This is a genomic window from [Scytonema hofmanni] UTEX 2349 (assembly GCF_000582685.1).
GTDB lineage: Bacteria > Cyanobacteriota > Cyanobacteriia > Cyanobacteriales > Nostocaceae > Hassallia > Hassallia hofmanni.
This window is the reverse complement of the sequence record NZ_KK073768.1, coordinates 1,846,487-1,871,556: the sequence shown is the minus strand read 5'-3', so window position 1 is coordinate 1,871,556 and position 25,070 is coordinate 1,846,487. Positions and strand designations below refer to the sequence as shown.

Annotated in this window: 16 protein-coding genes, 1 tRNA gene and 1 pseudogene; 11 read left to right on the top strand and 7 right to left on the bottom strand. The window is 41.9% G+C overall.

What is annotated here, in order from left to right; translation table 11 throughout:
• Nucleotides 1-225: 225 nt before the first annotated feature.
• Nucleotides 226-2,067 carry a peptidoglycan D,D-transpeptidase FtsI family protein gene (locus tag TOL9009_RS0113450; RefSeq protein WP_029633271.1) on the bottom strand — a complete coding sequence of 614 codons (1,842 nt, stop codon included), beginning with the start codon at nt 2,065-2,067 and terminating at the stop codon, nt 226-228.
• A 141-nt stretch (nt 2,068-2,208) separates the two neighbouring features.
• Nucleotides 2,209-2,883 (bottom strand): hypothetical protein, encoded by a 675-nt coding sequence (locus TOL9009_RS0113445; RefSeq protein WP_029633270.1) that lies wholly within the window; start codon nt 2,881-2,883, stop codon nt 2,209-2,211.
• Nucleotides 2,884-3,441: 558 nt separating this feature from the next.
• Here TOL9009_RS0113445 and TOL9009_RS0113440 point away from each other — a divergent pair.
• The 3 genes from TOL9009_RS0113440 (at nt 3,442) to glgB (ending at nt 7,239) form a co-directional block, all read left to right on the top strand.
• On the top strand, nt 3,442-3,663 hold the full coding sequence (locus tag TOL9009_RS0113440) for a hypothetical protein (protein WP_029633269.1): 222 nt from the start codon (nt 3,442-3,444) through the stop codon (nt 3,661-3,663).
• Nucleotides 3,664-4,397: 734 nt separating this feature from the next.
• Nucleotides 4,398-4,727, top strand: a complete 330-nt coding sequence (locus TOL9009_RS0113435) for a hypothetical protein (RefSeq protein WP_029633268.1) — start codon at nt 4,398-4,400, stop codon at nt 4,725-4,727.
• A 223-nt stretch (nt 4,728-4,950) separates the two neighbouring features.
• Nucleotides 4,951-7,239: a 1,4-alpha-glucan branching enzyme gene (gene glgB / locus TOL9009_RS0113430; protein WP_029633267.1), complete on the top strand. Its 2,289-nt coding sequence runs from the start codon at nt 4,951-4,953 to the stop codon at nt 7,237-7,239.
• Between the two features lie 320 nt (nt 7,240-7,559).
• On the opposite strand, the gene TOL9009_RS0113425 is transcribed toward glgB, so the two are convergent.
• On the bottom strand, nt 7,560-8,675 hold the full coding sequence (locus tag TOL9009_RS0113425) for an ABC transporter permease (RefSeq protein WP_029633266.1): 1,116 nt from the start codon (nt 8,673-8,675) through the stop codon (nt 7,560-7,562).
• Nucleotides 8,676-8,997: 322 nt separating this feature from the next.
• Entirely contained in the window at nt 8,998-9,903 is a 906-nt protein-coding gene (locus tag TOL9009_RS39045; RefSeq protein WP_051502887.1) for an Npun_R2479 family HD domain-containing metalloprotein, read from the bottom strand.
• Between the two features lie 516 nt (nt 9,904-10,419).
• On the opposite strand from TOL9009_RS39045, the gene TOL9009_RS0113415 reads away from it, so the two are divergent.
• From TOL9009_RS0113415 to TOL9009_RS45585, 4 genes and pseudogenes are all read left to right on the top strand, one after another.
• On the top strand, nt 10,420-11,946 hold the full coding sequence (locus TOL9009_RS0113415) for an efflux RND transporter periplasmic adaptor subunit (protein ID WP_199341416.1): 1,527 nt from the start codon (nt 10,420-10,422) through the stop codon (nt 11,944-11,946).
• Nucleotides 11,947-12,052: 106 nt separating this feature from the next.
• Nucleotides 12,053-15,331, top strand: a complete 3,279-nt coding sequence (locus TOL9009_RS0113410; protein ID WP_029633264.1) for an efflux RND transporter permease subunit — start codon at nt 12,053-12,055, stop codon at nt 15,329-15,331.
• A 324-nt stretch (nt 15,332-15,655) separates the two neighbouring features.
• Nucleotides 15,656-15,727: transfer RNA gene (locus TOL9009_RS0113405), tRNA-Gly, on the top strand.
• Nucleotides 15,728-15,946: 219 nt separating this feature from the next.
• Nucleotides 15,947-16,977 (top strand): annotated as a pseudogene (locus TOL9009_RS45585) (IS630 family transposase); the annotation flags it as partial.
• Between the two features lie 296 nt (nt 16,978-17,273).
• Here TOL9009_RS45585 and TOL9009_RS0113390 read toward each other — a convergent pair.
• On the bottom strand, nt 17,274-17,888 hold the full coding sequence (locus TOL9009_RS0113390; protein ID WP_029633262.1) for a hypothetical protein: 615 nt from the start codon (nt 17,886-17,888) through the stop codon (nt 17,274-17,276).
• A gap of 408 nt (nt 17,889-18,296) precedes the next feature.
• Between TOL9009_RS0113390 and TOL9009_RS0113385 the strand changes: the two genes are divergently transcribed.
• Nucleotides 18,297-19,037 (top strand): RNA methyltransferase, encoded by a 741-nt coding sequence (locus TOL9009_RS0113385; protein WP_029633261.1) that lies wholly within the window; start codon nt 18,297-18,299, stop codon nt 19,035-19,037.
• 162 nt (nt 19,038-19,199) lie between these two features.
• Complete coding sequence (locus tag TOL9009_RS0113380; protein ID WP_029633260.1) at nt 19,200-20,762, top strand: serine hydrolase; 1,563 nt, start codon at nt 19,200-19,202, stop codon at nt 20,760-20,762.
• A 169-nt stretch (nt 20,763-20,931) separates the two neighbouring features.
• On the opposite strand, the gene dprA is transcribed toward TOL9009_RS0113380, so the two are convergent.
• Nucleotides 20,932-22,050, bottom strand: a complete 1,119-nt coding sequence (dprA, locus tag TOL9009_RS0113375) for a DNA-processing protein DprA (RefSeq protein WP_029633259.1) — start codon at nt 22,048-22,050, stop codon at nt 20,932-20,934.
• A gap of 54 nt (nt 22,051-22,104) precedes the next feature.
• Here dprA and TOL9009_RS49310 point away from each other — a divergent pair, with 54 nt between their 5' ends.
• Nucleotides 22,105-22,227, top strand: a complete 123-nt coding sequence (locus TOL9009_RS49310) for a hypothetical protein (protein ID WP_260675890.1) — start codon at nt 22,105-22,107, stop codon at nt 22,225-22,227.
• Complete coding sequence (locus TOL9009_RS0113370; RefSeq protein WP_051502886.1) at nt 22,196-23,359, top strand: alpha/beta hydrolase; 1,164 nt, start codon at nt 22,196-22,198, stop codon at nt 23,357-23,359. Before TOL9009_RS49310 ends, TOL9009_RS0113370 begins: the two co-directional genes overlap by 32 nt.
• Before the next feature lie 122 nt (nt 23,360-23,481).
• On the opposite strand, the gene TOL9009_RS0113365 is transcribed toward TOL9009_RS0113370, so the two are convergent.
• A complete protein-coding gene (locus TOL9009_RS0113365) occupies nt 23,482-24,612 on the bottom strand; it encodes an acyltransferase family protein (RefSeq protein WP_029633257.1) in 1,131 nt (376 codons plus the stop codon).
• Nucleotides 24,613-25,070 lie beyond the last annotated feature (458 nt).

Sequence of the window (25,070 nt, the reverse complement as noted above, 5' to 3'; positions counted from 1 at the left end):
TATTGGACTGCTCTTGACCCAAACTGGAAGATGTGATGTGAGTAATTAAGAGGAAGGCGAAAAAAATTGTACGCGCTTATCTACAAAGCTTGCAAGGTGAATCATTCAGCCAAGTGCGTACAGTTTTACCGTTTTGGCACAGTGACCCCTTGGGCATGGGGCATTGGGCATTTTTTGTCTCCCCATCTCCCCATCTCCCCATCTCCCCATCTCTCTCACTCCCCACTACGGAACAGGCGCCGAATTAACTGGCATACTTGGCGGAATTTGTTCAATGGGAATCAGCGCTTCCATTACCGCTTTAGCAATGGGTGCAGCGACGGTGGAACCAAAGGCATTTTGTCCTTTTGGCTCATCCACTAATGCCAAAACTACATAACGAGGAGATTCCACCGGCAAGATACCTACAAAACTGGTGATTTTCGCATTACTGAGGTAGCCGCCGGCGCGACTGGCTACTTGAGCTGTACCAGTTTTACCGGCGATGCGATATCCAGGAATTTGTGATGCTTTTCCAGTTCCTTGAGAAACTACAGTTTCCATCATTTCGACAACTTTTTGGGTTGTCACAGTAGAAAAAATTTGCCGTGGTGCTGGTAAATTAGGTGAATAATGCATATGTCCTTTGGTATCAATCAGCCCACGGACTATATGAGGCGTAACCAGTTTTCCACCATTTGCTAAAGCTGCGTGCATTTGTACCAGTTGTAAAGGTGTTAAAGAAAAACCTTGACCAAAGGATGTAGTTGCTGCTTCAATTGGCGAGGCGGTAAATTCTTCTTGGCTTTTTAACTGACTAGCTACTTCAAAAGGCAAATCTGTTTGAATACCTTGCCCTAAACCTAAGCGTTCTAGCCAGTTGTAGTAAATTGAAGGCTGCAATCGCTGAATGATTTGCACCATGCCAATGTTGCTAGAGTGTTGCAGAACCTGAGCGATGTTTATTCGCCCGTAACGTTTGTTTTCAGCATTTCTGATAATTCGGTCAGCGACTTGAATAGAACCTGGGTCATTGAACGTATCATCTGGTTTAATGACACCATTTTCGAGAGCGATCGCCACATTCAAAGGCTTGAAAGTCGATCCTGGTTCATAAAGATCCGCCACTGTCCAGTTTTTGAACAATGAAATATCAGCTTTTGAATATTCATTTGGATTATAAGTAGGTTGAGAAACCAAAGCCAAGAGCGAACCATCCCACGCATCCATCACAATTACCGCTCCGCGTTTTGCCCCAAACTTTTTCATCTGTTGTTTGAGAGCTAAACGAGCCGAGCGTTGTAAGCGACTATCAATAGTCAGTTGCAGACGTAAATCATCAAAACGCAAAAATCCTTCCGGAGCATGATCTGGCATTAGCGCACCATTACCTGCCCGACTCATTCGCACCGTTTGCCCAGAACGTTCTAACAACTTTTCTTGACTATATTCAACACCTGCCTGACCGCGACGGTCAAGATCAACATAGCCCACCACATCAGCAACTAAATCCTGTTGCGGGTATAATCGGGAGTATTTTTGAATTAACTCCAAGCCATCTAGATGTAAAGAAGAAATGCGATCGGCAAGTTCTTCGGGCAAAGCAGAGGAAAGTAGAATACCGCTTTTTTTACTTTGAAAAATTTTCTCTAAATCAGCAGTGTCTTTATTTAATATTGGCGCAAGTTCATTTGCTATATCTGACCCAGGCTTATTAAATAGCTTGGGATGAGCATAAATAGTATACACAGGACGGTCGAGCGCTAAAACATTATTACCACGATCTATCACCGGACGACGGGGCATAAAAGGTCGCAAATTTACCATTTGTTGGTTTCGTGCCCTCTGCGTTAACTTTGGTCCTCTGACAATTTGCAACTGATACAAGTTCAAAGCTAAACCAAGTCCTGCCGCAACTAATACACCCCACACCAGAAACAAACGGGACTTTATGTACTTTATGTTGGGTGTTTGGTCTTGGGTGCTAGAAGCAATTTTTTCTAAAGCTCGCACTGAAGCCTTTTGCTGTTTTTTGAATCCAGATGAAGGCAAATTTCTAAATTTTATTCTGCTTGGTGACTTTCGCATTGTCTGTTGTCCTTTACATTTTTGGAGCGTTGATGGTTGATAGTTGTTGTTTGATAGTTGATGGTTGATAGTTGTTGTTTGATTAACCACTAACCACTAACTACTAACCACTAACCACTAACCACTAACCGCTAACTGACTTTAATATCCCAGCCCAGGAGCGCTTTGCTGCTGTGTTTGAGAATTTGGCATTGTTGTTGGCGATCGCCCAACGTCTCCAACAGAAGGCATTGAGTTAAAATTATGAGATGCTGGATTGATGAAAATCGCCCTCGCGGGAGTTGGCGCTACCAACCCAGTTGATGGTTTTTCGCCTTCCACAGCCATTTTGTTTTGCAGCACCTCGTTGGTTGTTGTCAACTGTCGGTCTTGGCGTTGCAAGTTTTGCAACTTTTGGTATGCCTGACTCCATAGTTCTTGAGAATAAACTGTCCAACCGTAAACTACTAGGGTTGCTGCCACTAACAAAAATGCTGCAATTGAGGAATTACGATGTATGGTGTGCAGGCGTAGTAACCATAAAGGTGGTGACTCAGAATTAGGCATTACGGGAACGCGCTCTTGATTTCCCTTTGGACTTTTAGGTGTCGCCGAGGAGCCATTTTGCTTTGGTAATTTTTGTTTGCCCAATTGACCAGGTGCGGGCGTAACCGTTTTATTTGTGTTTGAACGCCGTTGTCTTCTAGAGGACATTGGTATGGAACCATTGCGCGACGCTGACTCAAAACCCGCAGAAGGCGATTTCCCTGAGGGCTGGGTAATACGCCCAAACCAATTACCCTTTGCTGCAACAGATGATTTGCGACCAACAGCCATAACTTTTACTTTTGTGAGGAAAGGAAATACTATATTTTTGGTTACTAGTCTCTTGATTGCTAAAGTTCAAATTATTTTTTCAGCAATCAGCACACATTACACCCTACACCCTATGAATTGTTCTGACAGGTAGCTGCACCAATTTTTGCATGAAGTGAAGTGCGAAACCTCAAGGGCAGAATGTATTGCTTGCGACAGGCGGGCTGCGTCAAGCGTTACTCATTACAGAATTCTCCCTTAAGCCCTAACCCCTTTGTTTCACATCAGTATGGTTAGATAAAACTAACTTAGGCAAGATGCACTCCCAGATGAGGATTTTTGGTATGATAGCGTGGATTGCTACCAAATTTGCTTTCTCTACCTTCAGTGATAAATTTATCTTCTTCTTGAGTTAAGACAAACTAATCAAATTGCTATAGAATACTTACGCTGAAAGAAAAAAGAAGAAAATATCTGGCGGAAATCTGTAATAGGAAGCATTTAAAAAAAAGCAACAAATACGGTATGGTATTCAACAGGCGAAAAATAGTTCTTGCCATAATTGGTGAAAGAGGAGTTATGAAAATAAAAATCTTTGGTTTTGCTGCAATGTTAAGTCTGGCTGCTCTTCTCGGAGCTTGTGACAGCGGTGGTGGTGGTGGTACCAGCGAACCAGGTGCAACTACTTCCCCCGCAGCAGGTGAGCCTGCTGATGGTGGTGCGATGATGAGTCCTAGTCCTGGTGGTGCGATGATGAGTCCTGGCGCTACTGCTAGTCCTAGCGCTACTAAGAGTCCTTAGATATAGTCTTACTCGCACAAAGCTCACAAAGCAGGTGATTAGCAGCGCTCCTCACTACATCATACTTAGTTGAGTAAGTTCAAGCGTACTATCAAATTTTTGATGATTAAAAGCTTGGGGCGCCCTAAGAGCGCACTAAAATATTAGTCAGTACAACAAGAGGAGGACACTAGTAAAAACGATCTTCGTCGCCACTAAGTGTCCGCCCATGTTTTGTTGTAACTAATAAATTAGTCTTACCAAATGAACTCTAGGCTTAAAAAAGAAGTTCAGTCCAAGAAATAGACTTGTTTACGGGTATAATCCTTTACAGCCTCAGTTTTGCTAGGCTAAATGCTTGAATGCTTGAAAGTGACAAAAAAATAATCACGCTGACTGGCAGTTGCTCTTGAGTATTTCCCATAATCTATTCCCGATACCAATTATCGATATCCATAGAGATGTTACATGTAACGTATGCACAGATTTACAACGATCGTAATTCACCCTCGCATCGTTATAAATAATTGGTATGAGATGGAAAGATGACCGGGTAATGATGCTTGACTTTGCCAGATTTTTATTTTTCTTTCTTTCTTTAGAAGTAGCATTTCGCTTTTACGTAAATATACTTATAATAAATTTTATTTGAAAAATTTGACTAGCAGCAAGTCGCAACCAAAGCGTGAGAAGATTAGGAATATGAAAGTATGAGTACGGTAAAGCAGTTTATAGATTAAATATTAAGTGCCCAGATGGGGAGAGTGAAAGCGAGAAAAACGATAATATTTTTTGTGGTCAGCATCAGCACTAGTATTTTAGTGTGGTTAATTAGCGTGGGAACATTAGTGATAGCATTACCGCCGCCAGAGGATACACCCGAAGAGATATTGCGAACGGAGATAATTATAGAAGCGCGATCGCCTGTTGATGGCAAATCTTTAACTGCCACCGAATACGCAGAACTGCTTACCCAGTTGCAAACCAGTCCACCACCAAAACTGACTACCAAAATTCGCCAACAAGTTTTCTTGCTTCGCATCCGTAAAGCATTACTTCAGGTTTTTCCCTTTTTAAACTTGTAACGTTAAATTTTTCTTTAATTTCCATCACCTGAAAACTAGGAGCGCATCATCTGTTTTCTTTATCTGCTTTTTTTCTCGCCACAACAAAGCCGAAAGAAGAATTCATTGGTGAAGACCGAAAACAGTGGCGACAAAATCTGCAAATAAATGTAAAGAATATATATAGATATTAAAAAAGTCGATTTACTCAATCACCATATCTCACGTAGGTAGCTTCATGTCCATGACCACGATCGCTCCAGAACAGGTTAACCGCATAATTGGGAACCAGCATCACGACCCCTTTGAAATACTTGGTTCCCACCTCATCGAACAAAATGGTAAAAACGTCTGGGCTGTGCGAGCCTACCTACCAAATGCGAGTGCAGCTTGGGTAGTGCTTCCTGAAGAACGTAAAGAATACCCAATGGAAGCAGTACACGATCCTCACTTCTTTGAATGCACGATTGAAGTTTCAGAACTAGCAAACTACCAGTTACGCATCAAAGAAGGAGAACACGAACGTGTCACCTACGATCCTTACGCCTTTCGTTCTCCAAACTTGACAGAATTCGATTTACACCTGTTTAGCGAAGGCAACCATCACCGCATTTACGAGAAATTGGGAGCGCACACCACCGAAATAGACGGCGTAAAAGGCGTTTATTTTGCAGTTTGGGCACCCAACGCCCGGAACGCTTCCGTATTGGGAGACTTCAACAACTGGGACGGACGCAAAAACCAAATGCGGAAAGGTGTCACCGGCGTTTGGGAATTATTTATTCCCGAACTTGGAGTAGGAGAGCATTACAAATATGAAATCAAAAATTTTGAAGGACATATTTACGAAAAATCTGACCCTTACGGCTTTCAACAAGAAGTCCGCCCCAAAACCGCATCGATTGTCACCGACTTAAATAATTATAGCTGGGGTGACGAAGAGTGGATGGAAAAACGTCGCCAGACCGACCCCCTCACCCAGCCAATTTCCGTTTACGAAATGCATTTAGGCTCTTGGTTACACGCTTCCAGCTCCGAACCTGCCAAGCTACCTAATGGTGAAATTCAGCCCCCAGTTTCTGTTTCCGAACTTAACCCAGGCGCACGCTTCCTCACCTACCGGGAATTAGCAGAGCGACTCATTCCCTACGTCAAAGAGTTGGGATACACCCATATTGAAATGCTACCAGTTGCCGAGCATCCTTTTGATGGCTCTTGGGGCTATCAAGTAACCGGATACTTTGCCCCCACCTCGCGTTTTGGTACCCCGGAAGATTTCATGTATTTTGTTGACCAATGCCATGAAAACGGTATTGGCGTGATTGTCGATTGGGTTCCCGGTCACTTTCCCAAAGATGGACATGGTTTAGCCTTCTTTGATGGCTCTCACCTTTATGAACACGCCGACCCCCGCAAAGGCGAACATAAAGAATGGGGTACTCTTGTCTTCAACTACAGCCGCAACGAAGTCAGGAATTTCTTAGTAGCAAATGCTCTGTTTTGGTTTGACAAATACCACATTGACGGAATTCGTGTTGATGCTGTCGCCTCGATGCTTTATCTTGACTATTGCCGCAAACCAGGTGAATGGGTAACAAACCAATACGGTGGTAGAGAAAACATCGAAGCAGCAGATTTTCTGCGTCAGACAAATCACACTATTTTCAGCTATTTTCCCGGCATTCTCTCAATTGCCGAAGAATCTACCTCTTGGCCGATGGTATCTTGGCCCACCTACACAGGGGGACTGGGCTTTAACTTAAAGTGGAACATGGGCTGGATGCACGACATGCTGGATTACTTCAGCATGGACCCTTGGTTCCGTCAGTTCCATCAAAACAACATCACCTTTAGTATGTGGTATCACCACAGTGAGAACTTCATGTTGGCACTGTCACATGATGAAGTGGTGCATGGTAAGAGCAATATCATTGGCAAGATGCCCGGAGATAGATGGCAGAAATTCGCTAATGTGCGTTGTTTATTTAGCTATATGTTTGCCCATCCAGGTAAGAAAACCATGTTTATGAGCATGGAGTTTGGGCAGTGGAGTGAGTGGAATGTTTGGAGTGATTTAGAATGGCAATTATTTCAGCATGAGCCACACCAACAGTTAAAACAGTTTTTCACCGATTTGAATCATCTTTATCGCTCGGAACCAGCTTTATATAACCAAGATTTTGCTCAAGCTGGGTTTGAGTGGATTGATTGTAGCGACAACCGTCATAGCGTGGTTTTCTTTATTCGTCGCGATAAAGATTCTGATGATTTCATTATTGCTGTTTGCAACTTCACACCGCAACCGCATTCTCATTATCGCATCGGTGTACCGGAACCGGGATTTTATACTGAGTTGTTTAATAGTGATGCGCGTCAATATGGTGGCAGCAATATGGGCAATTTAGGTGGTAAGTGGACTGATAATTGGTCGTTGCACAATCGTCCTTATTCTCTGGATTTGTGTTTGCCACCTTTGGGAGTATTGTTTCTGAAGTTGGATAGAAAGAAGACAGCAGAAGTGATGGAATCTTAAGTTAAGAGGGTGAGCCTTTTGGCTTAAGCATGAAATAAAAATGTAGAGACGTAGCAGTGCTACGTCTCTACAGGTTTTGGATAACCCATATTTAAATTCGGTTGATATCTATTATTGCGATCGCTCTTTTTCTTGAATGCGATCGCACAAAACACCACCCACTCTATCAAATAGACACGCTCGTTGTGAAAAACAATGTAGAGACGTAGCAGTGCTACGTCTCTACAGGTTCTAACGCATATTTAATTTCTACGCCTATATCTAATTTATAAATTGTTAGATAATGAAAAAGCGATCGCCCAACTTCAACAACAAAAAACTTACCTTCGCAAACTACGCGGATCAAGGGCATCCCTTAAACCATCACCGAGCAAATTGAAAGCCAGCACTGTCAGAATAATCAGTATAGCAGGGGGCCAAATTAGCCAAGGTTGCAGTACCAAAATCGAAGCATTGCTTGCCAAAGAAAGCATATTACCCCAAGAAGGATCGGGTGGTTTAATACCCAAGCCAATGAGACTAAGTACCGCTTCTGCCCCAATAAAGCTAGGAACTGAAAGCGTAGCAGCGATAATTATATAAGTTGCAGTTTGCGGCAAAACGTGACGGAGAATAATATAAATTGGCTTACCACCCATTGCCCGCGCAGCTTGGACAAACTCTCGCTCTTTAATTGAGAGTACCTGTCCGCGAATTACCCGCGCTAACCCAGCCCAACTAATAACTGAAGTAATCAATACTATTAGCAAAAAGTTCTGCGTGCTACTTAAACCAGCAGGTAATACTGCCCCTAAACTCACCAAAAGATAAATACTAGGAAACGTCATCAACACTTCAGCTAAACGCATGATTATGCTATCAGTCCAACCGCCGAAATAACCAGAAATTCCCCCAAAGAACAGACCAAGGGGAAAAGTAATCAGGACACCGATAATTCCAATAAATAAACTAATACGACCACCATACAACAAGCGAGTGAATTGGTCGCGACCTTGGTCATCAGTACCCAAAAAATTGAATTTGACATTATCGGTTGTGCCAAACAAATGCCAATTGAGTGGAATACCTGGAATTATTGTCACTTCGTCCCATTTGGGCGGTACGGGAAAACTAAGCTGAAACAAATGGTACTCTGAACCTTGAACGAATAAACGTAAAGGTGAAGGCTTACTGCGGTCTACGATTAGTTCTCGTTTACCCGTTTCTAAATTTGTGTCTCCTTGGGTCGTCGGATAAACATGAGGACCGATAAACTGCCCCGATTTAGAAAACCAATAAACTTGAGTAGGTGGCAGGAGCGAACCATTTGCTTGTGTCACATATGGGTCGTAAGGAGCGATGAAATCAGCTGCGATTACTGCCACATAAAAAACTAATAGCAAAATTGCGCCAAATCGCGCCAAGGGATTTTTCTTGAGTCTTTGCCACCAATTCATAATATTTGTTGGTTGTTAGTGGGCATTGGGTATTGGGCATTGGGCATTGGGCATTTCCCCTCTTTAAATTTTCACTATCTACTATCCACTAACTGCTCTTTGAATTTATGAATTATATCATGTCAGGTTTATTACTTACAATTGTAAAGACGTTCCGGCGGAACGTTTCTGTAAAGACGTTCCGGCGGAATGTCTCTGTAAAGACGTTCCGGCGGAACGTCTCTACGAACATTGCGATGTTTTTATTAGTGTTAATTAAACGGACATGAGATTATGAAACTTTTTTACTTATTTGTAATTTATGTTTCATAATTCTTAACTCCTAACTCCGCTGCTCCTGTAGAGACGCGGTTAATCGCGTCTCTCCTAACTCTTCTAAGTATCGTTCTTCTTGTTGTTTTTCGTGTTCTACAACAAATACATTTGAATAAAGATTAGCTACAATTTGTTTTCCCTGCTGTGTCAAAGACAAATAATGCAGTCCTTCTTTAATATAAGGATATACGCCATTCCAGTAAAACTTAGCGTAGTTTTTTCGCAAATCGGCAGGAGTTTTATAACCCAAAACCTTATTCATTCCCGTTTCTTCAAACTCGTAGAATAAAGAAGTAATTTTCCGTAAGTAACGTGGATCGCTTAATTGTCCAATCAAATCGGCAGCACGCACTAAGCCAGCAAAGTTACTTGTACCTTGATGATCCTCTGCCGCAGGCACTGGAAAGCGAGTCAATTCAATGTTAGTCTTAATTACCTCAGAATCTATCAACCCGTGACCGCCAAAACGCTCATCAATGAATAGTTTTGCTCGATCAACATGATACGGTGTGAGGCTGGCATCCGAAGCACCCGGATGAAGAGTAATCATTTGCCCATTTTTACCTGTGGCATACAAGTTTTCGGTTTCTCGGTCTTCTCGGCAAACTCCTTTGACATAGCCGATGTCATGACACAGTAAGGAGATGACATAATGCAACCAGTCTTCACTCTTAACACCACCTTCACGGATATGTTTGCCTCGGAGAATTTCCTGTCCCACAAGGGTGACTAAGACAGAATGTTCAACATTGTGATATAGAGCATCGCTATTGGCAATGTTTTCTAAAGCCATGTTGCCCGCCCAAGCTATGATGTCCTGGTAGTCATTTTTTGAGCAGCCGTAAGTGCGGTGGTAGCCTTCTCGAATTTGCTTGACAAAAGCATCAATCAAAATTTCAGTCGCATTGAACATAGTATTATTTATTGCCAAAATTAAATAATTGGGGAGGCATTTGCTGGAATTGAGTACGCAGATTTGTCTAGGAACACAAGACGGAAGTCAAAAGTCAAAAGTCAAAAGTCAAAAGGCTTATATAGGAGACTTTTTGGATATTTTGAATGGTAGCTTTATTTCCGCCGACCTGTACTAGGAGCGATGAATGCGATCGCATTTATGGGTGTCCTCTTCCCTGATGTGTCTATCACAGCATAGGCGATGCTCTCCTAGAAGCGCAAAGTTCCAGAAGAATTGGGCATTGGGCATTGGGCAAGAAAGAGGGGTAAAGGTTAAAGGTTAAAGGGTAAAGGGCAAGAAAGAAGAAATATTTTCCCTAGTCCCCAGTCCCCAAAATATGACTATTGTCATGGGTAGATTTTCCGAGCCGATACAGCCATAAGCCTAGGTGATGAGTCATAGTTAATATACGATAATTAATTTAAAGTTTTTTTAAGCGAATATCACTATTGTTATTTGGGTACTTCTGGAGGGATGACTGTGAGGGAGGAAAAGTTTTCAGATATTGAGGTGGAAGAAGTTTCGGAATTCGAGAATGCTGACTTTGAGGAAGATCGCGTTAGTCGGCGATCGCGTCCTTGGCTATTACCGCTATTGCTGGGTACTACTTTGGGAATAGCGATCGCTTTCGGGGGAATGCGTTTATTAGCTAATCGTTCCGCTGGTCAACAAAACCCGGTAGCAACTAAACCTGCCGCAAGTGTTGCCCCCTCAATGACAGTCACCGTCGCTCCGGTTGAAACTACTCGCGTTGCCCGTGTTCTAAATACTACAGGTACTATAACAGCGCGTGATTTGATTCCGGTATTACCGCTCACAAATGGCTTGCAAATCAAACAAGTCTTAGTAAAAGAAGGAGATTCAGTTAAACAAGGTCAAGTTTTGGCAATTCTGGATGATTCAATATTGCAAGACCAAATTCGTCAAGCAAGAGCTGATGTGGAATCAAAGCAGGCAAATGTAGGTTCTCAAGAAGCCGAGCTAGCATCAAAACAGGCAGATGTAGCCACTAGTCAAGCAACTGTGGCATCAAATCAGGCGATCGTCCAGCAAAGACAAGCAGATTTGGGTCAAGCTAAGGCAAGGTTAGAAGAAGCTACGCAAAATCTCCGAAGCTATCAACAATTAGCAAATGCAGGGGCAATTAGCAAGCAAGAACTCTTGACTCGGACAACAACTGTAGCCACAGCAACAGAAGCCGTGCGTCTTGCCGAAGCAAACATCAAAAGTGCCGAAGAAAATGTCAAGAGCGCTCAAGCTGGTGTTAGAGCTGCCCAAGCAAATGTCAACATTGCTCAAGCTAACATTAACAGCGCCCAAGCTGCTGTCAAGAGTAGTAATGCTCAAGTTCAACAACTGAAAACTCAGCAAGGACAAACTGCGGTGCGATCGCCAGTTTCCGGACTTATAGCTGAGAAACTAGTTAGAGTTGGCGATATGACCGGAATTCCACCGCAAGCTGCCCAAAATGGAATGCAGAATGGAACTAACAACTCAGCACCCCAAAGGCTCTTTTCCATTATTAATGATGGCAGGCTAGAACTTCAAGCGCTGGTTCCCGAAACTCAATTACCACAAGTAAAAATTGACGCACCGGCGCAAATTACCTCAGAGCAAGATAACCGTGTACGCTTGCAAGGACGAGTTAGAGAGATACAACCGGTGATCAATCAGCAAAGACGTGAAGCAACCGTCAAAATTGACTTACCCCAGACAAATTTACTCAAACCTGGAATGTTTGCCCGTGCGGTGATTACTACTAATACAGCGGTAGGGATGGCAGCACCACAAAAAGCTGTATTACCGCAACCTGATGGTAGTGCAAGTGTATTCATCCTATCGGGTGAAGACATAGTACGTGCTGTGAAAGTAGAAGTAGGAGAAATTCTCATTGGTGGCAGGGTGGAAATTAAAAAAGGTGTAAAAGTAGGCGATCGCCTAGTTGTTGATGGCGCAGGTTACATCAAAGATGGCGATAAAGTGCGCGTAGTCAATAGATAGTGGTTAGTGGTTAATGGATAGTTGATAGTGGTTAAGTCCATAGTCGATAACCGTCAACCAACAACCATCAACTAACAACCAACAACTAACAACTACCAAAATTTATATGTCTTTCAATATTTCGGCTTGGGCAATCAAAAAACCTGTCCCGACGATAGTTATATTTTTAATGTTGACAATAATCGGTTGGTTCTCCTTCACTAGTTTGGGAATTGATACTAACCCAAATATTGATGTACCAACAGTTTCGGTGAGCGTTACCCAACCAGGTGCCGGTCCTGCGGAACTTGAATCGCAAGTAACGAAAAAAATAGAAGATGCTGTTGCTGGGTTAGGAAACATCGATGAATTGCGTTCGACAGTTACCGATGGTTCCTCGAAGACGACAATAACTTTTATTTTGGGGACAAATAGCGATCGCGCTACCAATGATGTCCGCAATGCAATTTCCCAAATTCGTCAAGATTTACCCCAAGATATCAACGATCCAATCGTCGAACGTGTGGATTTTGCTGGTGGTCCCATCGTTACCTACGCTGTTACATCCAGCAAGCTTTCTGTAGAAGAATTAAGTAACCTCGTAGACCAAACTATCAGCCGCGCTTTATTATCAGTCAAGGGAGTGGGGCAAGTTAAACGTATAGGTGGAGTTGACCGAGAAATCCGGATTAACCTTGACCCAAATCGTTTACAATCTCTTGGTATCACCGCTACCCAGGTAAACGACCAAGTACGTACTTTTAACGTTAACTTACCTGGTGGACGCGCTGAAGTTGGCGGTAGCGAACAAAGTATCCGCACTCTAGGTAGTGCCAAAAGCGTCAAAGACTTGACAAATTACGAAATTGTCTTACCTAATGGTGGTTCTGTCCGTTTATCTAGTTTGGGGACGGTAGAAGATAAGTTTGGTGATATTCGTCAAGCTGCACGGTTGAATAACAAACCTGTGGTAGCCTTCCAAGTATTGCGGAGTACAGGTAGTGTCACAGTGACGGTAGAAGAAGGAGTGAAAGCAGCGTTAGAAGAACTGCAAAAAACACTTCCCCAAGATGTGAAGGTGGAATTAATTTTTACCAGAGCCACCCCCGTGCGCGACTCCTACCAAAGCACAATTGATGAATTAATTCAAGCCTCAGTCCTAGCAGTAATAGTAATTCTCATCTTTTTGAGAGACTGGCGAGCAACATTAATTACAGCAGTAGCTTTGCCTTTGTCGATTATTCCGACCTTTTTTGTGCAGCAAGCCTTAGGTTACACCCTCAACAATATGACTTTGTTGGGATTAGCGCTAGCGGTGGGTAACTTGGTTGATGATGCCGTTGTGGAAATTGAGAACATGGAACGGCACATAGCAATGGGCAAAACACCTTGGGAAGCTTCTTTTGACTCTTCTGATGAAGTGGGACTAGCGGTGATCGCGAGTGCGGCAACAATTATTGCCGTGTTTTTACCCGTTGCTTTTATGGGTGGTATTCCTGGGCAGTTTTTCCAACCTTTTGGTGTTACCGTTGCCGTTTCGACAATTTTCTCAACTCTTGTGGCACGCATGGTGACACCGATGATGGGTGCGTATTTGCTCAAAGATAAGAAACATGATGAAGGTGCAAAACAGCACAAGCCCAAAAAAGGAATCAGATTTTTGGGGATAAATTTTGGGTTTCTAGGTCGGAGGAAGAATCAAGAAGAAGAAGAAATTCCTTTCTCACTTCCCCCCTACCCCTCGGAATTGCAAACGCAAAGCATTTCTTCCCCTTCCTCCAAAAAGCGGCGTTTTCAACCTTATAAATCAATGTTGAAGTGGGCATTGCGACATCGATTGACAACATTGGGTATTGCTCTGGCTTTCTTCATCGCTAGTTTGATGCTGATTCCTGCTATCCCCAAAGGTTTTGTGGATGACGGAGATGTGGGTATTTCCACTGTTTTGATTGAATTACCCCCCGGTTCTACTTTGCTAGATATCAACAAGGTAGCCACGCAAGGAACCAACCTCATCCGGCAAAATCCAGCAGTTGAAAGCGTTCTAGCCACAGAAGAAATAAATTCTGCTACCCTCACCGTCAAGCTCAAACCCAGAGAAGATCGAAAAGTTACTCAAAAAGAGTTTGAGGTGCAAATACGTCCTTTATTCCAGCAAATAGCGGGAGCGAGAATTAGTTTCCAAACTGAAGGAGCTGGTGGTGATGGTAAGGAATTATCTATAGTTCTCAGAAGTGAGAATCCAGACGCTTTACTTGAAGGTGCTAACGCGCTAGAAAAGCAGATGCGAACAGTACCCGGATTAGTGGAGGTGTCTTCAACTGCGAGTCTGGTAAAACCAGAGATTTTGGTAATTCCCGATCCGCAGCGAGCCGCAGATTTAGGTGTAACCGTGCAAGCAATTGCCCGGACTGCTTCGCTGGCAACTATAGGGGATATCGAGGCAAATTTAGCGAAATACAATCTGAGCGATCGCCAAATTCCCATTCGCGTCCAAATCGACCCGAAAGCGCGAGCAGACATCAACACAATCAAAAATCTCCAAGTTCCGACTCAAAATAACACCTTGGTTCCCCTAATTGCTGTGGCAGATATCCGCTTTGGTAGTGGTCCTGCAACCGTCAACCGCTTTGACCGAGCTCGTCAAGTTGCGGTGGAAGCTAACTTCCAAGGTATCGCTTTAGGAGAAGCAGTAAATGCAGTTAACAAGTTACCTGCATTCACCAACTTGCCCCCAGGAGTGACTCAGCAACCTTCTGGAAGTGCGAAAATTATGGCAGAAATTTTCAGTCGCTTTGGTGCTGCATTAGGACTGGCATTAATGAGTATCTATGCGATTCTGGTTTTGCTGTATAATAACTTCCTGTATCCCATAGCGATTATGATGGCGTTGCCCTTTTGTTTAGGGGGGGCATTGGTAGCCTTGATGGTGGCTCAAAAACCTTTGGGAATCTACGCCCTAATTGGTATAGTTTTATTGATGGGAGTTGTTACCAAAAACTCGATTCTCTTGGTGGACTATGCGATTATGAACCTCCAAGAAGGCAAAAAACAACGTGAAGCACTGCTAGAAGCCGGATTGTCACGATTGCGCCCAATTATGATGACTTCTTTGGCAACTATTGCCGGTATCATTCCTCTTGCTTTGGGAATTGGTGCCGGTTCTGAAGTTCGTCAACCGATGGGAGTTGCGATTTTAGGCGGTTTCACAACTTCCACTTTGCTGACTTTGGTGGTTGTGCCGGTGATATTTACTTATATTGACTCTTTCCAAAGGTGGATTGTAGATACGGCAAAATATGGATTTGGCAAGAAACGGCGCCGCAAGAAGGTTACTGTTGAAGATGTCATCAGTTTGCCCCCTGCTAGGAAAGAACCACCGTCTGAGTACTCAATTCACAAATAACATCATGTCGTCCCTCCTAGAGACTATTCTGTGCTACGTCTCTACAATAATATGGGTGATTTATTTCAATACAGTTCAGTTAAGGTTTTTTGGACTTATTTCAGACTTGTAGAGACGCGAAATTTCGCGTCTCTACCAAGGATTTTAGGCTTAACACCAAGCGTATTGTGATTTATTTCGTAGTGAGGACTTTAGTCCTCTCACGCTAAGAGTGAGTACTTTCTTGAGACGTGAGGCTTCTTTTGTTCCAGCTAAAGTCCTTGCTACAAAAAGAAGATATAATGTGGTATAATACTTTTTAGTCTTATTAAGGCTAAAAGATTTGCGGGTGTAATTCAGTGGTAGAATCTCACCCTCCCAAGGTGAATGTCGTGGGTTCAAGTCCCATCGCCCGCTTTGAAAAGTTTTGCCTTAGCGAAGCTCACCGTTCGCACAGCGTTCCGCAGGAAAGGTATCACTCTTTGATAGATAAGCAGCAAAAGAGAACTACAGCAGATTTCAGGTTAATGAAGTACATATAGGAATCATATTTGATTTTTGAAAAAAACTAAGAGATAATACGGAGATGAGTGATAAGTATAATGAGGAACGATGATGAATCAGCACTTACAGCAGGCGATCGCAGAACTAGAGGAATTTATAGTTCAAAATATAAATGCCCGTGAAGTGAGAAAAGGGTTAGCAGTAAAGCTGGTTTATCAAGGTTACTTATATGAGGAAATCCAGAGAATTCTTGGCGTTTCACTTGGTTCGATAACAGGTTGGAAACAAGTATATGAGGATAATGGAATTGATGGTCTAAGACTAAATTATAAAGGAAGAAAAGCTATTTGAGTACTGAGCAGCGAGAGGAAGTATTGAGTTGGCTTCAAACAAAGGATTATTGGGAAATAGGAGAATTAGAGTATAAACTAGCTTTTGAATATGATGTAGTTTACGAAACGAAAAAAGTTACTACGATTTGTTTAAAGCAGCAGGAATCAGTTGGAAGAAAACCACAAAATTAAACCCAAAAGCTGACCCAGATGCTGTTTATGCAAAAAAAAGAGATTGAAACATTGTTGGAAAACAATCGTAGTGAAATTGAAACAGGTAAATTAAGAGCGTTACTGATTGATGAATGTCATTTAATGTGGGGAGACTTAAGTGGTTATATATGGGGTAAAACAGACCAAGAAATTATGGTTCCAGTGGTCAATGAGCGAGAGAAACAAACATATTATGGAGCAATTGACTATCTTCAAGGAGAATTAATACTTAAAACCTATGATGCTGGAAATTCCAAAAATACGATTGATTATCTACGTTATTTGCTAGATGAGTCTCCTAATCAGCAATTATTAATTTTTTGGGATGGAGCTAGTTACCATCGTTCTCAAGAAATTAAAAATTTCTTGAATGAAGTGAACAAAGGACTTTCAACTGACCAGTGGAAAATACACTGCGTTCGTTTTGCTCCCAATTGTCCGGTACAAAACCCCATTGAGGATGTTTGGTTGCAAGCCAAAACCTGGGTTCGACGTTTTTGTGCTTTGCTCCCTTCATTCTCTCATTTAAAATGGATGTTTGAATGGTTTATCCGTCACACTACCTTTGATTTTCCCACTCTTCAGATGTACGGAGCTTTTTCAAAAATCAAATATTAGTCCTATATATAAAACCCCTCTCCTTGTAGAGACGTAGCACAGAATAGTCTCTACGTGTATTCGATTAGAGCGATAGGGTGCTGTAATTACACAATGTCATTATTAATTCTGATTTTGTAAGATTTTTGGAAACATTTTTGTTCAAAAATCAAATAGGAATCCTATAGTTTATTTACAGCAGATTTCAGGTTTAGGAGGTACATGCGTAAAACCGAAAACCCTGTAGAAACGTTACGAAAGGAACGTCTCTACGTGTATTTAATCACAACGCAATCTGCTGTATATCCAGTTAGCGGTTAATTCATCAGTGCAGCAAGCAAAGTTCTGACCACAATTTCCAATTCTTCAGTTACTCGATAAAGGTTAATTGCTTGTTCAATACTTTGTTTTTGTCTATTTAATATACCAAATTGCCAAACATTACCTGTAGTTACTGCTCCTAATATTTCAGCTTGAGTAGAATCAGTCCATTTATCAAGAGCTATCATCTCAGTAGCTAGTTGTATAAATCCCCTATTTATATCTGCTTGCTTGGCTTCAATCACAATTAAATTTGTTGTTGTTCGCAGATAATAATCTAAATTGCCTTGAAGTTTATTATCAACTTTAATATTATATTCAATTCGTAATTCGGCGTGGGAATAATGAATTATATCAGTAACAATCGGCGCAATTAAAATTTCCCGACGAGTAGCTTCGTTTTCTAAATTTACAAAAGGTAATACTTCTTCAATCCGTTGCTTTAGGTCGGCAAGTCTGTCTAATGAGCCTGAGTATTGTGGTAAGTTCAGAAATTTTCGCTCGAATGAATAACCAAATTCAGCGACTAAATCATCAACTGCAAACCCTAATTCAAAGTAATTGCTAAAAGTATACGAGCGATTTGGGTCTAACAATGGTGTGCGGCTCATTGAATTCCTCTAATCAAGTAAATTACGGTTTCAGCTAAGTATAGTTTTACATAATAACGAGCGCGTTTTTTAACGCAGAGGAGCGCGGAGGTAAGCGCAAAGTGACGCAGAGTTTTTGTTAGAAATTTTCGTCATGAACTTATGAAATGCTGTACTAAGTTTTGTCAGTGAGTGGGGATATCGTCTCGTATAAAAATTTGTTGTTTGGTAGTTAAATCAGTCGTGGTTGAATTCATATCTTCATCAAACAATATAGCGGTTCTTGGTTGAGGTACATATAAAACCTCACCCCTTGTAGAGACGAAGCATGTGGAATGTCTCTATGTCTTTTTTACCAGATGTCTAATATGACCTGCACTGCGTACAATAACTATCAAGACATTATGCAGGCAGAAGGTGATGGAAAAAATGAAATTGGACTGGTTAAAAATTGTGTTGGTAGAACCAGCAGGTCCAATGAATGTGGGTTCTGTAGCACGGGTAATGAAAAATTTCGGGTTACATCATTTAGTATTAGTCAATCCTCAATGTGACTTTTTGGGGTTGGAAGCAAAAAAAATGGCAGTTCATGCCGATGATGTTTTAGAATCTGCGGTATCGGTGCCGACTTTGCCAGAAGCATTGCAAGGATGTGTGAGAGCGATCGCTACAACTGCTCGTGTGCGTGATTGGGAAAAGCCTTTAGAAAATCCCCGCGATGCATTACCCTGGTTATTGGAAGAAAAAGACAAATCAGCAGCCTTGATTTTCGGTCCAGAAGACCGGGGATTAAGTAATCAAGAGTTAAACTACGCTCAGAGGTTTATTCGCATTCCCACCGATTCTGTTTATCCAGTGCTAAATTTGGCTGCGGCTGTGGGAATATGCTGTTATGAACTGGCAGAAAATCTCAAGCAAAGCGATCGTCAAAGCTTAAACAAAACTGAACTGGCACCTTTTGAGGTTGTGGAAATATACTATCAACAATTAGAATCACTTTTATTGGAAATTGGTTACATTTATCCACATACAGCAGCTAGTCGGATGGAAAAATTTCGACAACTTTATAATCGTGCTGGACTGCAAACTAAGGAAGTAGCTATGTTGCAGGGAATTTTACGGCAGGTACAATGGGCTATGGGGGGAAAGAGCGATCGCGAAAATTTGTAATTCATCGTTTACTATCATACTGATCATCTCCCCAAAATCATAAACATAACTTCAACACAAAAATGCTACTTAATGACAGAAAATGATTTCAGTATTAAAGTGTTGCTATAAGTTTTGGGTCGGGATGCAACAAACAACTAGATTGGGTCATAAGGAGTAGCAGTGTCAGAATCAAGTGATAAACTAATCGCTTTTTCACGGCGTCAACCCAGCAACCGACGCCAAAATAAGCGTAAAGTGCAACCAGTACAACAAAATAAAGAGAAAAAGAACGTATCGCGTTCGCGAAGCGTGTCCAAAGGACTCTCGCATCCCCAAAAAATCAGCACTACACTTAGTCCTCCAGGTGTCCCGAAGACACGACCAGGGTTAGTTATGCCATCTGCTGTCAAAGGAAGAATACCACCCTTTCAACCCAGTGGTGGAAACTTAAAGGCGATGCGAAAGCAGGTAGTCTCAAAAAGAATTTCGCGATCGCCAAAAGCAGGTCAACGACCATCGCGCAAAACTAGGTTAAAGCCAATGGCAAGATCGTTGTTATATGCAATGCGCTTGTTAATTGTGGGAGTTGGTATTGGTGCGATCGCTGGTACAATCCTATCAGTTTTAGATCCTGCTACTCGGATTAACTCGGCTTCGGTGTCATCGAACACTAATAATGTTGAGCAAAAGGCACAATCTCCCCAGAATTTCCAAAATAGCGGTTTATATTTATCTCAGGAAATCACCTCCTTAAAAGCTGCTGTGCAAAATTTGGCACTGGCAAGTCCAAATTTGACCCCAGGAGTTTTCTTGGTAGATTTAAATAGTGGCGGTTATGTAGATATAAACGCTGGTGCAAGTTTCCCCGCAGCTAGTACAATTAAGGTGCCGATTTTGGTTGCCTTATTTCAGGATGTGGATGCAGGCAAAATTCGCTTAGATGAAATTCTAACCATGCAACAGGATATGGTTGCAGGTGGTTCGGGAAATATACAATATAAACCTGTGGGAACTCAGTTCACAGTGCTGGAACTTGCCACGAAAATGATTACAATCAGCGATAACACTGCCACAAATATGCTGATTGCTAAATTAGGTGGTATTGATGCGTTAAATCAGCGTTTTCGCAGTTGGGGTTTGACAACCACCGCTATTCGTAACAAATTACCAGATTTAGAAGGTACAAACACCACCAGTCCCAAAGAATTGGGGAATTTGCTGGCGATGGTGAATCAAGGTAATTTAGTATCTATGCAATCACGCGATCGCTTGCTTGATATCATGCGTCATACAGAAAGAGATACATTATTACCCTCTGGTTTAGGAGCTGGCGCAACCGTTGCTCACAAAACCGGCGATATTGGTACAATGTTAGCGGATGCTGGTTTAGTTGATATGCCAAATGGCAAGCGTTACATCGCTGCTGTCATGATACAACGTCCGAATAACGACCCCCGCGCCGAAAAACTCATCAGTGCAATTTCTAGTACTGCTTACCAACAATTCAGCCAAAATCTTGCACCCAACCCCATAGGAAACACTCCACCCCTAAGCGGTTATCAATCCCCAGTCATGACACCTCAAACCAACCCAATGGGAAGCGGTTATCAACCCCCAGTCATCACACCTTTACCCAACAATACAGGAATTTATCCACCCCCATACATAAATCCTTCACCCAATAACATGGGAACCAATTATCAATACCCCATAACCAATCCTCAATATTACCCCCCAAGATAATTCTTATATTAATTATTATTTCGTAGTATAGCGATTCCCACATTCATGAGGTACAGAATATTGAATTAACCGCAGATGAAGATAGATAAACGCCGATGGACGCAGATAAATTTATACCTCAGCAGACTAGGAAACGCTATAAGCACGAAGAGTGCTTCAAATATGCATGTCAACACCGTTGATACCGCATTCCCGGTAACTGGGAAATCAAACCCATAAGTTCCAACTGCAACAAAGCACTAGAAACCGAACCAGCATTCATCCCCGTTTGTTGGATAATAAAATCAAAAGGTAAAGACTCCGAAGAAATAGCTTCCATAACTTGTTTCAGTTCTGGTGGTAAATTTACCAGAGGTAACTCTTGCTGTATTAGTGAATCTTCAATTACATCAAATTGTGGTATTGCACCCAACATCTTTAACAGTTCATCAAGTTCCCTGAGAATCGGCGTTGCTCCTTGATAAAGTAACTTTAAACACCCTTGGGATGGCTGGTCATCCAGTCTACCAGGTAGTGCATAAACATCTCGTCCAAATTCATTTGCGTATTGCGCTGTAATTAAAGCACCAGATTTTATCGGTGCTTCCATCACCAAAACAGCGCGAGTCAACCCGGCAATTATTCGATTGCGACGGGGAAAATGAGTGCGATCGGGTGGTGTTTTCGTGCTGTATTCACTCAGCACTAACCCAGATGTCAAAATCTGCTTGTATAAGTCGCGATTTTTGTGTGGATAGATGACATCTACACCGGTACCCAAAACGGCTAAAGTCCTTCCCCCAGCTTTCATCGCAGCTAAATGACATTCAGTGTCAATTCCCTCTGCCATTCCAGAAACAACTGTAAAATTATTTTTCGCCAAAGCCGCGCTAATTTGACGAGTCCAACGTATACCATATTCTGTAGGTTTGCGCGTTCCGACAATGGAAACTAGGGGTTTTTGTCCGAGATTTTCTGACAAATCCACTTCACCACGATAATACAAAATTGGCGGTGGGCTTGGTGTTTCTAGCAGCAAACGCGGATAATCTACATCAGCTGGTGTCCAAAAATGAGGATTTTCTTGCTGGTGTTTGATTAGTAGTTGTTCGGGATGCAAAGCAGAACGTTGTTTTATCACTTTTTCCAGCGTCTGCAAACCAAAACCCTCTACTTGAGCTAATTCACCTTGATGTGCTTTCCAAGCGGCAGCCAACGTGCCAAAATGCTGTTGTAAACGTTGTAACAACACTGGACCAATCCCCGAAATTTGCGACCAAGCTAACCAATATGCACGTTCTTCTAACACTTTCCCATTCTCACTTCTACTGCTTGATTATTCCCAAATTGAGTTTGTCTATTTATGTTGATGAATGGGGAACTAGGGATTGGGGACTGGGGACTAGGGAATAGAAAGAAGGTGAATAAAAATAATTACCAATGCCCAATGCCCAATGCTCAACAACCAACAACCATCAATGATTAAATATTTATATCGTCCTCTGTTATGCATATCTGGTTGCTTAATATTTTTAATTTTGCATAGTTTTCTGGCTTCATCTCCTAGTTTGGCAGCTGAGAAAATTGTTGTCAGATATGGAATATTTGCTCAATCGCTTCCCATAGCAGATTTACGCAAGTATGCAGAAACAAAAAAAGTATCGTCTGATTTACAATCTTTTCTCGGTTATTTAAAACCTAAACAACAACAAAAGTTACAAGAAGCGCTTCAGGTGAAAAAATCTCTAGATATTGTGGCTTTAAATAAGCTGGTAGATTCATCAATTGGTAAACTATTTTTATCTGGTGCTTCTCGTGCGATCGCACGAGAAGATCGAGCCGGTGTACCAGCACTACGAGCAGCTTTGCTTCTTGGTGCAAAATCACCAGAAGGTTTAAGTATACTCAGCTTTCTCGAAGCTTATCCCAGTGATAGATTAGTTATTGATGTACCAGCTACTTTAGACTTACTCAGCAAATCAAAGTTATTTTTTGCTTCTAATGATGCAACAATCAAAGATAATTTAAGTTCTTCACCTTTATGGCGACTGGAACTACAATATCAGATATTCGCTAGCGAAGGAAAGCAATTTTCCGGCTGTTTGTTTGGTGATTCTATTTCCGCTCAAATTGGAAATACTCTTGGGGAAGGTAATTTTAATTTTGCGTTTAATGGTGTGAGTTCAATTTCATTAGTTCAACAACTGCAACGTTTAATTCCGACTAAGGTGAAATGTGAAAAAACCATCATCGCAGTTGGGAGAAATGATGCTTTGTATCAACTTAGTGATGAAGAGTTTAGGAAAAATGTGAAAGAAGCGATCGCACTCGTGAGAACATCGGGAACTAAACAGATTTTTCTCATTCCCGCTTTTTACTCAACAGTTGCCGCTAGCAAAGATCCAACTGTAGCAGCTCCACTCCCGAAAGTCGAACAAATCAACGCTGTGATTAATCAAGTGGCAGCTTCAGAAAATGTCCCCGTTGTCGCTGAAGGTATAGCACCGTTGTATGAAAATAATGTTTTGAAAGATAATTTAACAACTGATGGCGATCATCTGAATGCAGAAGGACTCAAGATTTATCGACAAGCATTATTGAATATTCTAGGGAAATAAATATCCCATCGTAAAGACGTTCCATCGTAAAGACGTTCCACCGTAAAGACGTTCCGGCGGAACGTCTCTACAATATGTGTGATTAGCCTAACATTATATAATGTTAGGCTAATTAATTTTATTCAAACTTTGATAAACCAGCGTTGACGATACATTCCGTAAGCTACAGCTAACCAAAATAAGACGGTGACAATGGCAAATAATAGTGAACCATTGAAAGCACCAGCCCAAGGTACGAAAAGATTATTGTAAATCCAATCGAAGGTGTTTGGAGCTTTTTCACCGCTGCCGATGTTGGTTTTCACCAAGATTTTAATTAGTAATACAGAAGCAACGAAAATAGCGATCGCATTTAAACCCATGACTTCAAACGCTTTACTCCAACGTCGTATCCGTCGCACTTCAATCAGTTCATAACAACCTGCGAGCAATATTAATGCCCAACCACTGGTAAAAATTACATAAGAACTCGTCCACAATTTCTTGTTAATCGGGAATGTCAAACCCCATACCCAACCGATAATTAAGCAACCAATACCAAATAAGACTAAACCTATACTTGTGCGTGATTTGACTGGCTGATTCCGTATCCAATCACCAGCGAAGTAGCCAGCAAAAACGCTAGCGATCGCAGGAATCGTACTAAAAAGCCCTTCAGGATCTCCCATGAAGTTGAAACCATCACCTTTATATAGATGTGAAGAGGGAATAATCAATCGATCCACAAAAGCCCCAAAATTACCTTCTCGTGTCAACACTCCGGCACCAAAACCGGGAACCGGCACATACATCATCGCCAACCAGTAACCGATAAGCAACACTCCTGCAAGTATCCATAATCCTTTACGCGGTATATTTAAGACTGCCAAGGACGCAAATAAATAAGCAAGGCTGATGCGTTGTAATACTCCCATAATGCGGATACTACCCAAATCGAAAGTCCCAATCCCCTTATTCCAAAATATATTCAGCAGCAATCCCAAAGCAAAAAGAATGGCAGCGCGGCGCAAAATACGCCAATATACACTTGATGTAGGTTTATTATTTTCGGTATACTTAGATAACGAAAAAGTCATCGCTACACCAACAATGAAGAGAAAGAAGGGAAATACTAAATCAGTTGGTGTGCAACCGTGCCAATCAGCATGAAGTAAAGGTGGATAAACATTCGGTTCGGCGATGCCTGCCATATTCACAAGAATCATACCAGCGATCGTAATGCCGCGAAAAACATCAAGAGAGGTGAGACGCATAAGCACAATTATGTGTTTGACAATTAGATTACTCTCCTCAATGCAGACGAGCAAGAAAAATTTTTAGACCGATACACAAGTTAAAGTTTTGTCAAGTATACAACAGACATCGAGTTGAAAAACAATAGACATCTCCAGAAAACAATGTAGAGACGCGTTAGCGAAGCGGGACGAAGTTCAATTTCGCGTCTCTACAAGGGTTGTAGACAACGCATAGTTCATTTTCACTCCTATATCTAATGTAGAGACGCTCCGATGGAACGTCTTTATGTCTTTTTTGGAGATGTCGGGGTTGAAAATCAATGTAGAGACGTAGCACTGCTACGTCTTTGTCAACTATACAACAGACATTGAGTTGAAAATCAATGTACAGACGTCCCACTGCTACCAATACGGTTCGGTTAAGGGAAATTGTAGGTTGGGTTGAACGAAGTGAAACCCAACAAAGCCTTGGAAAT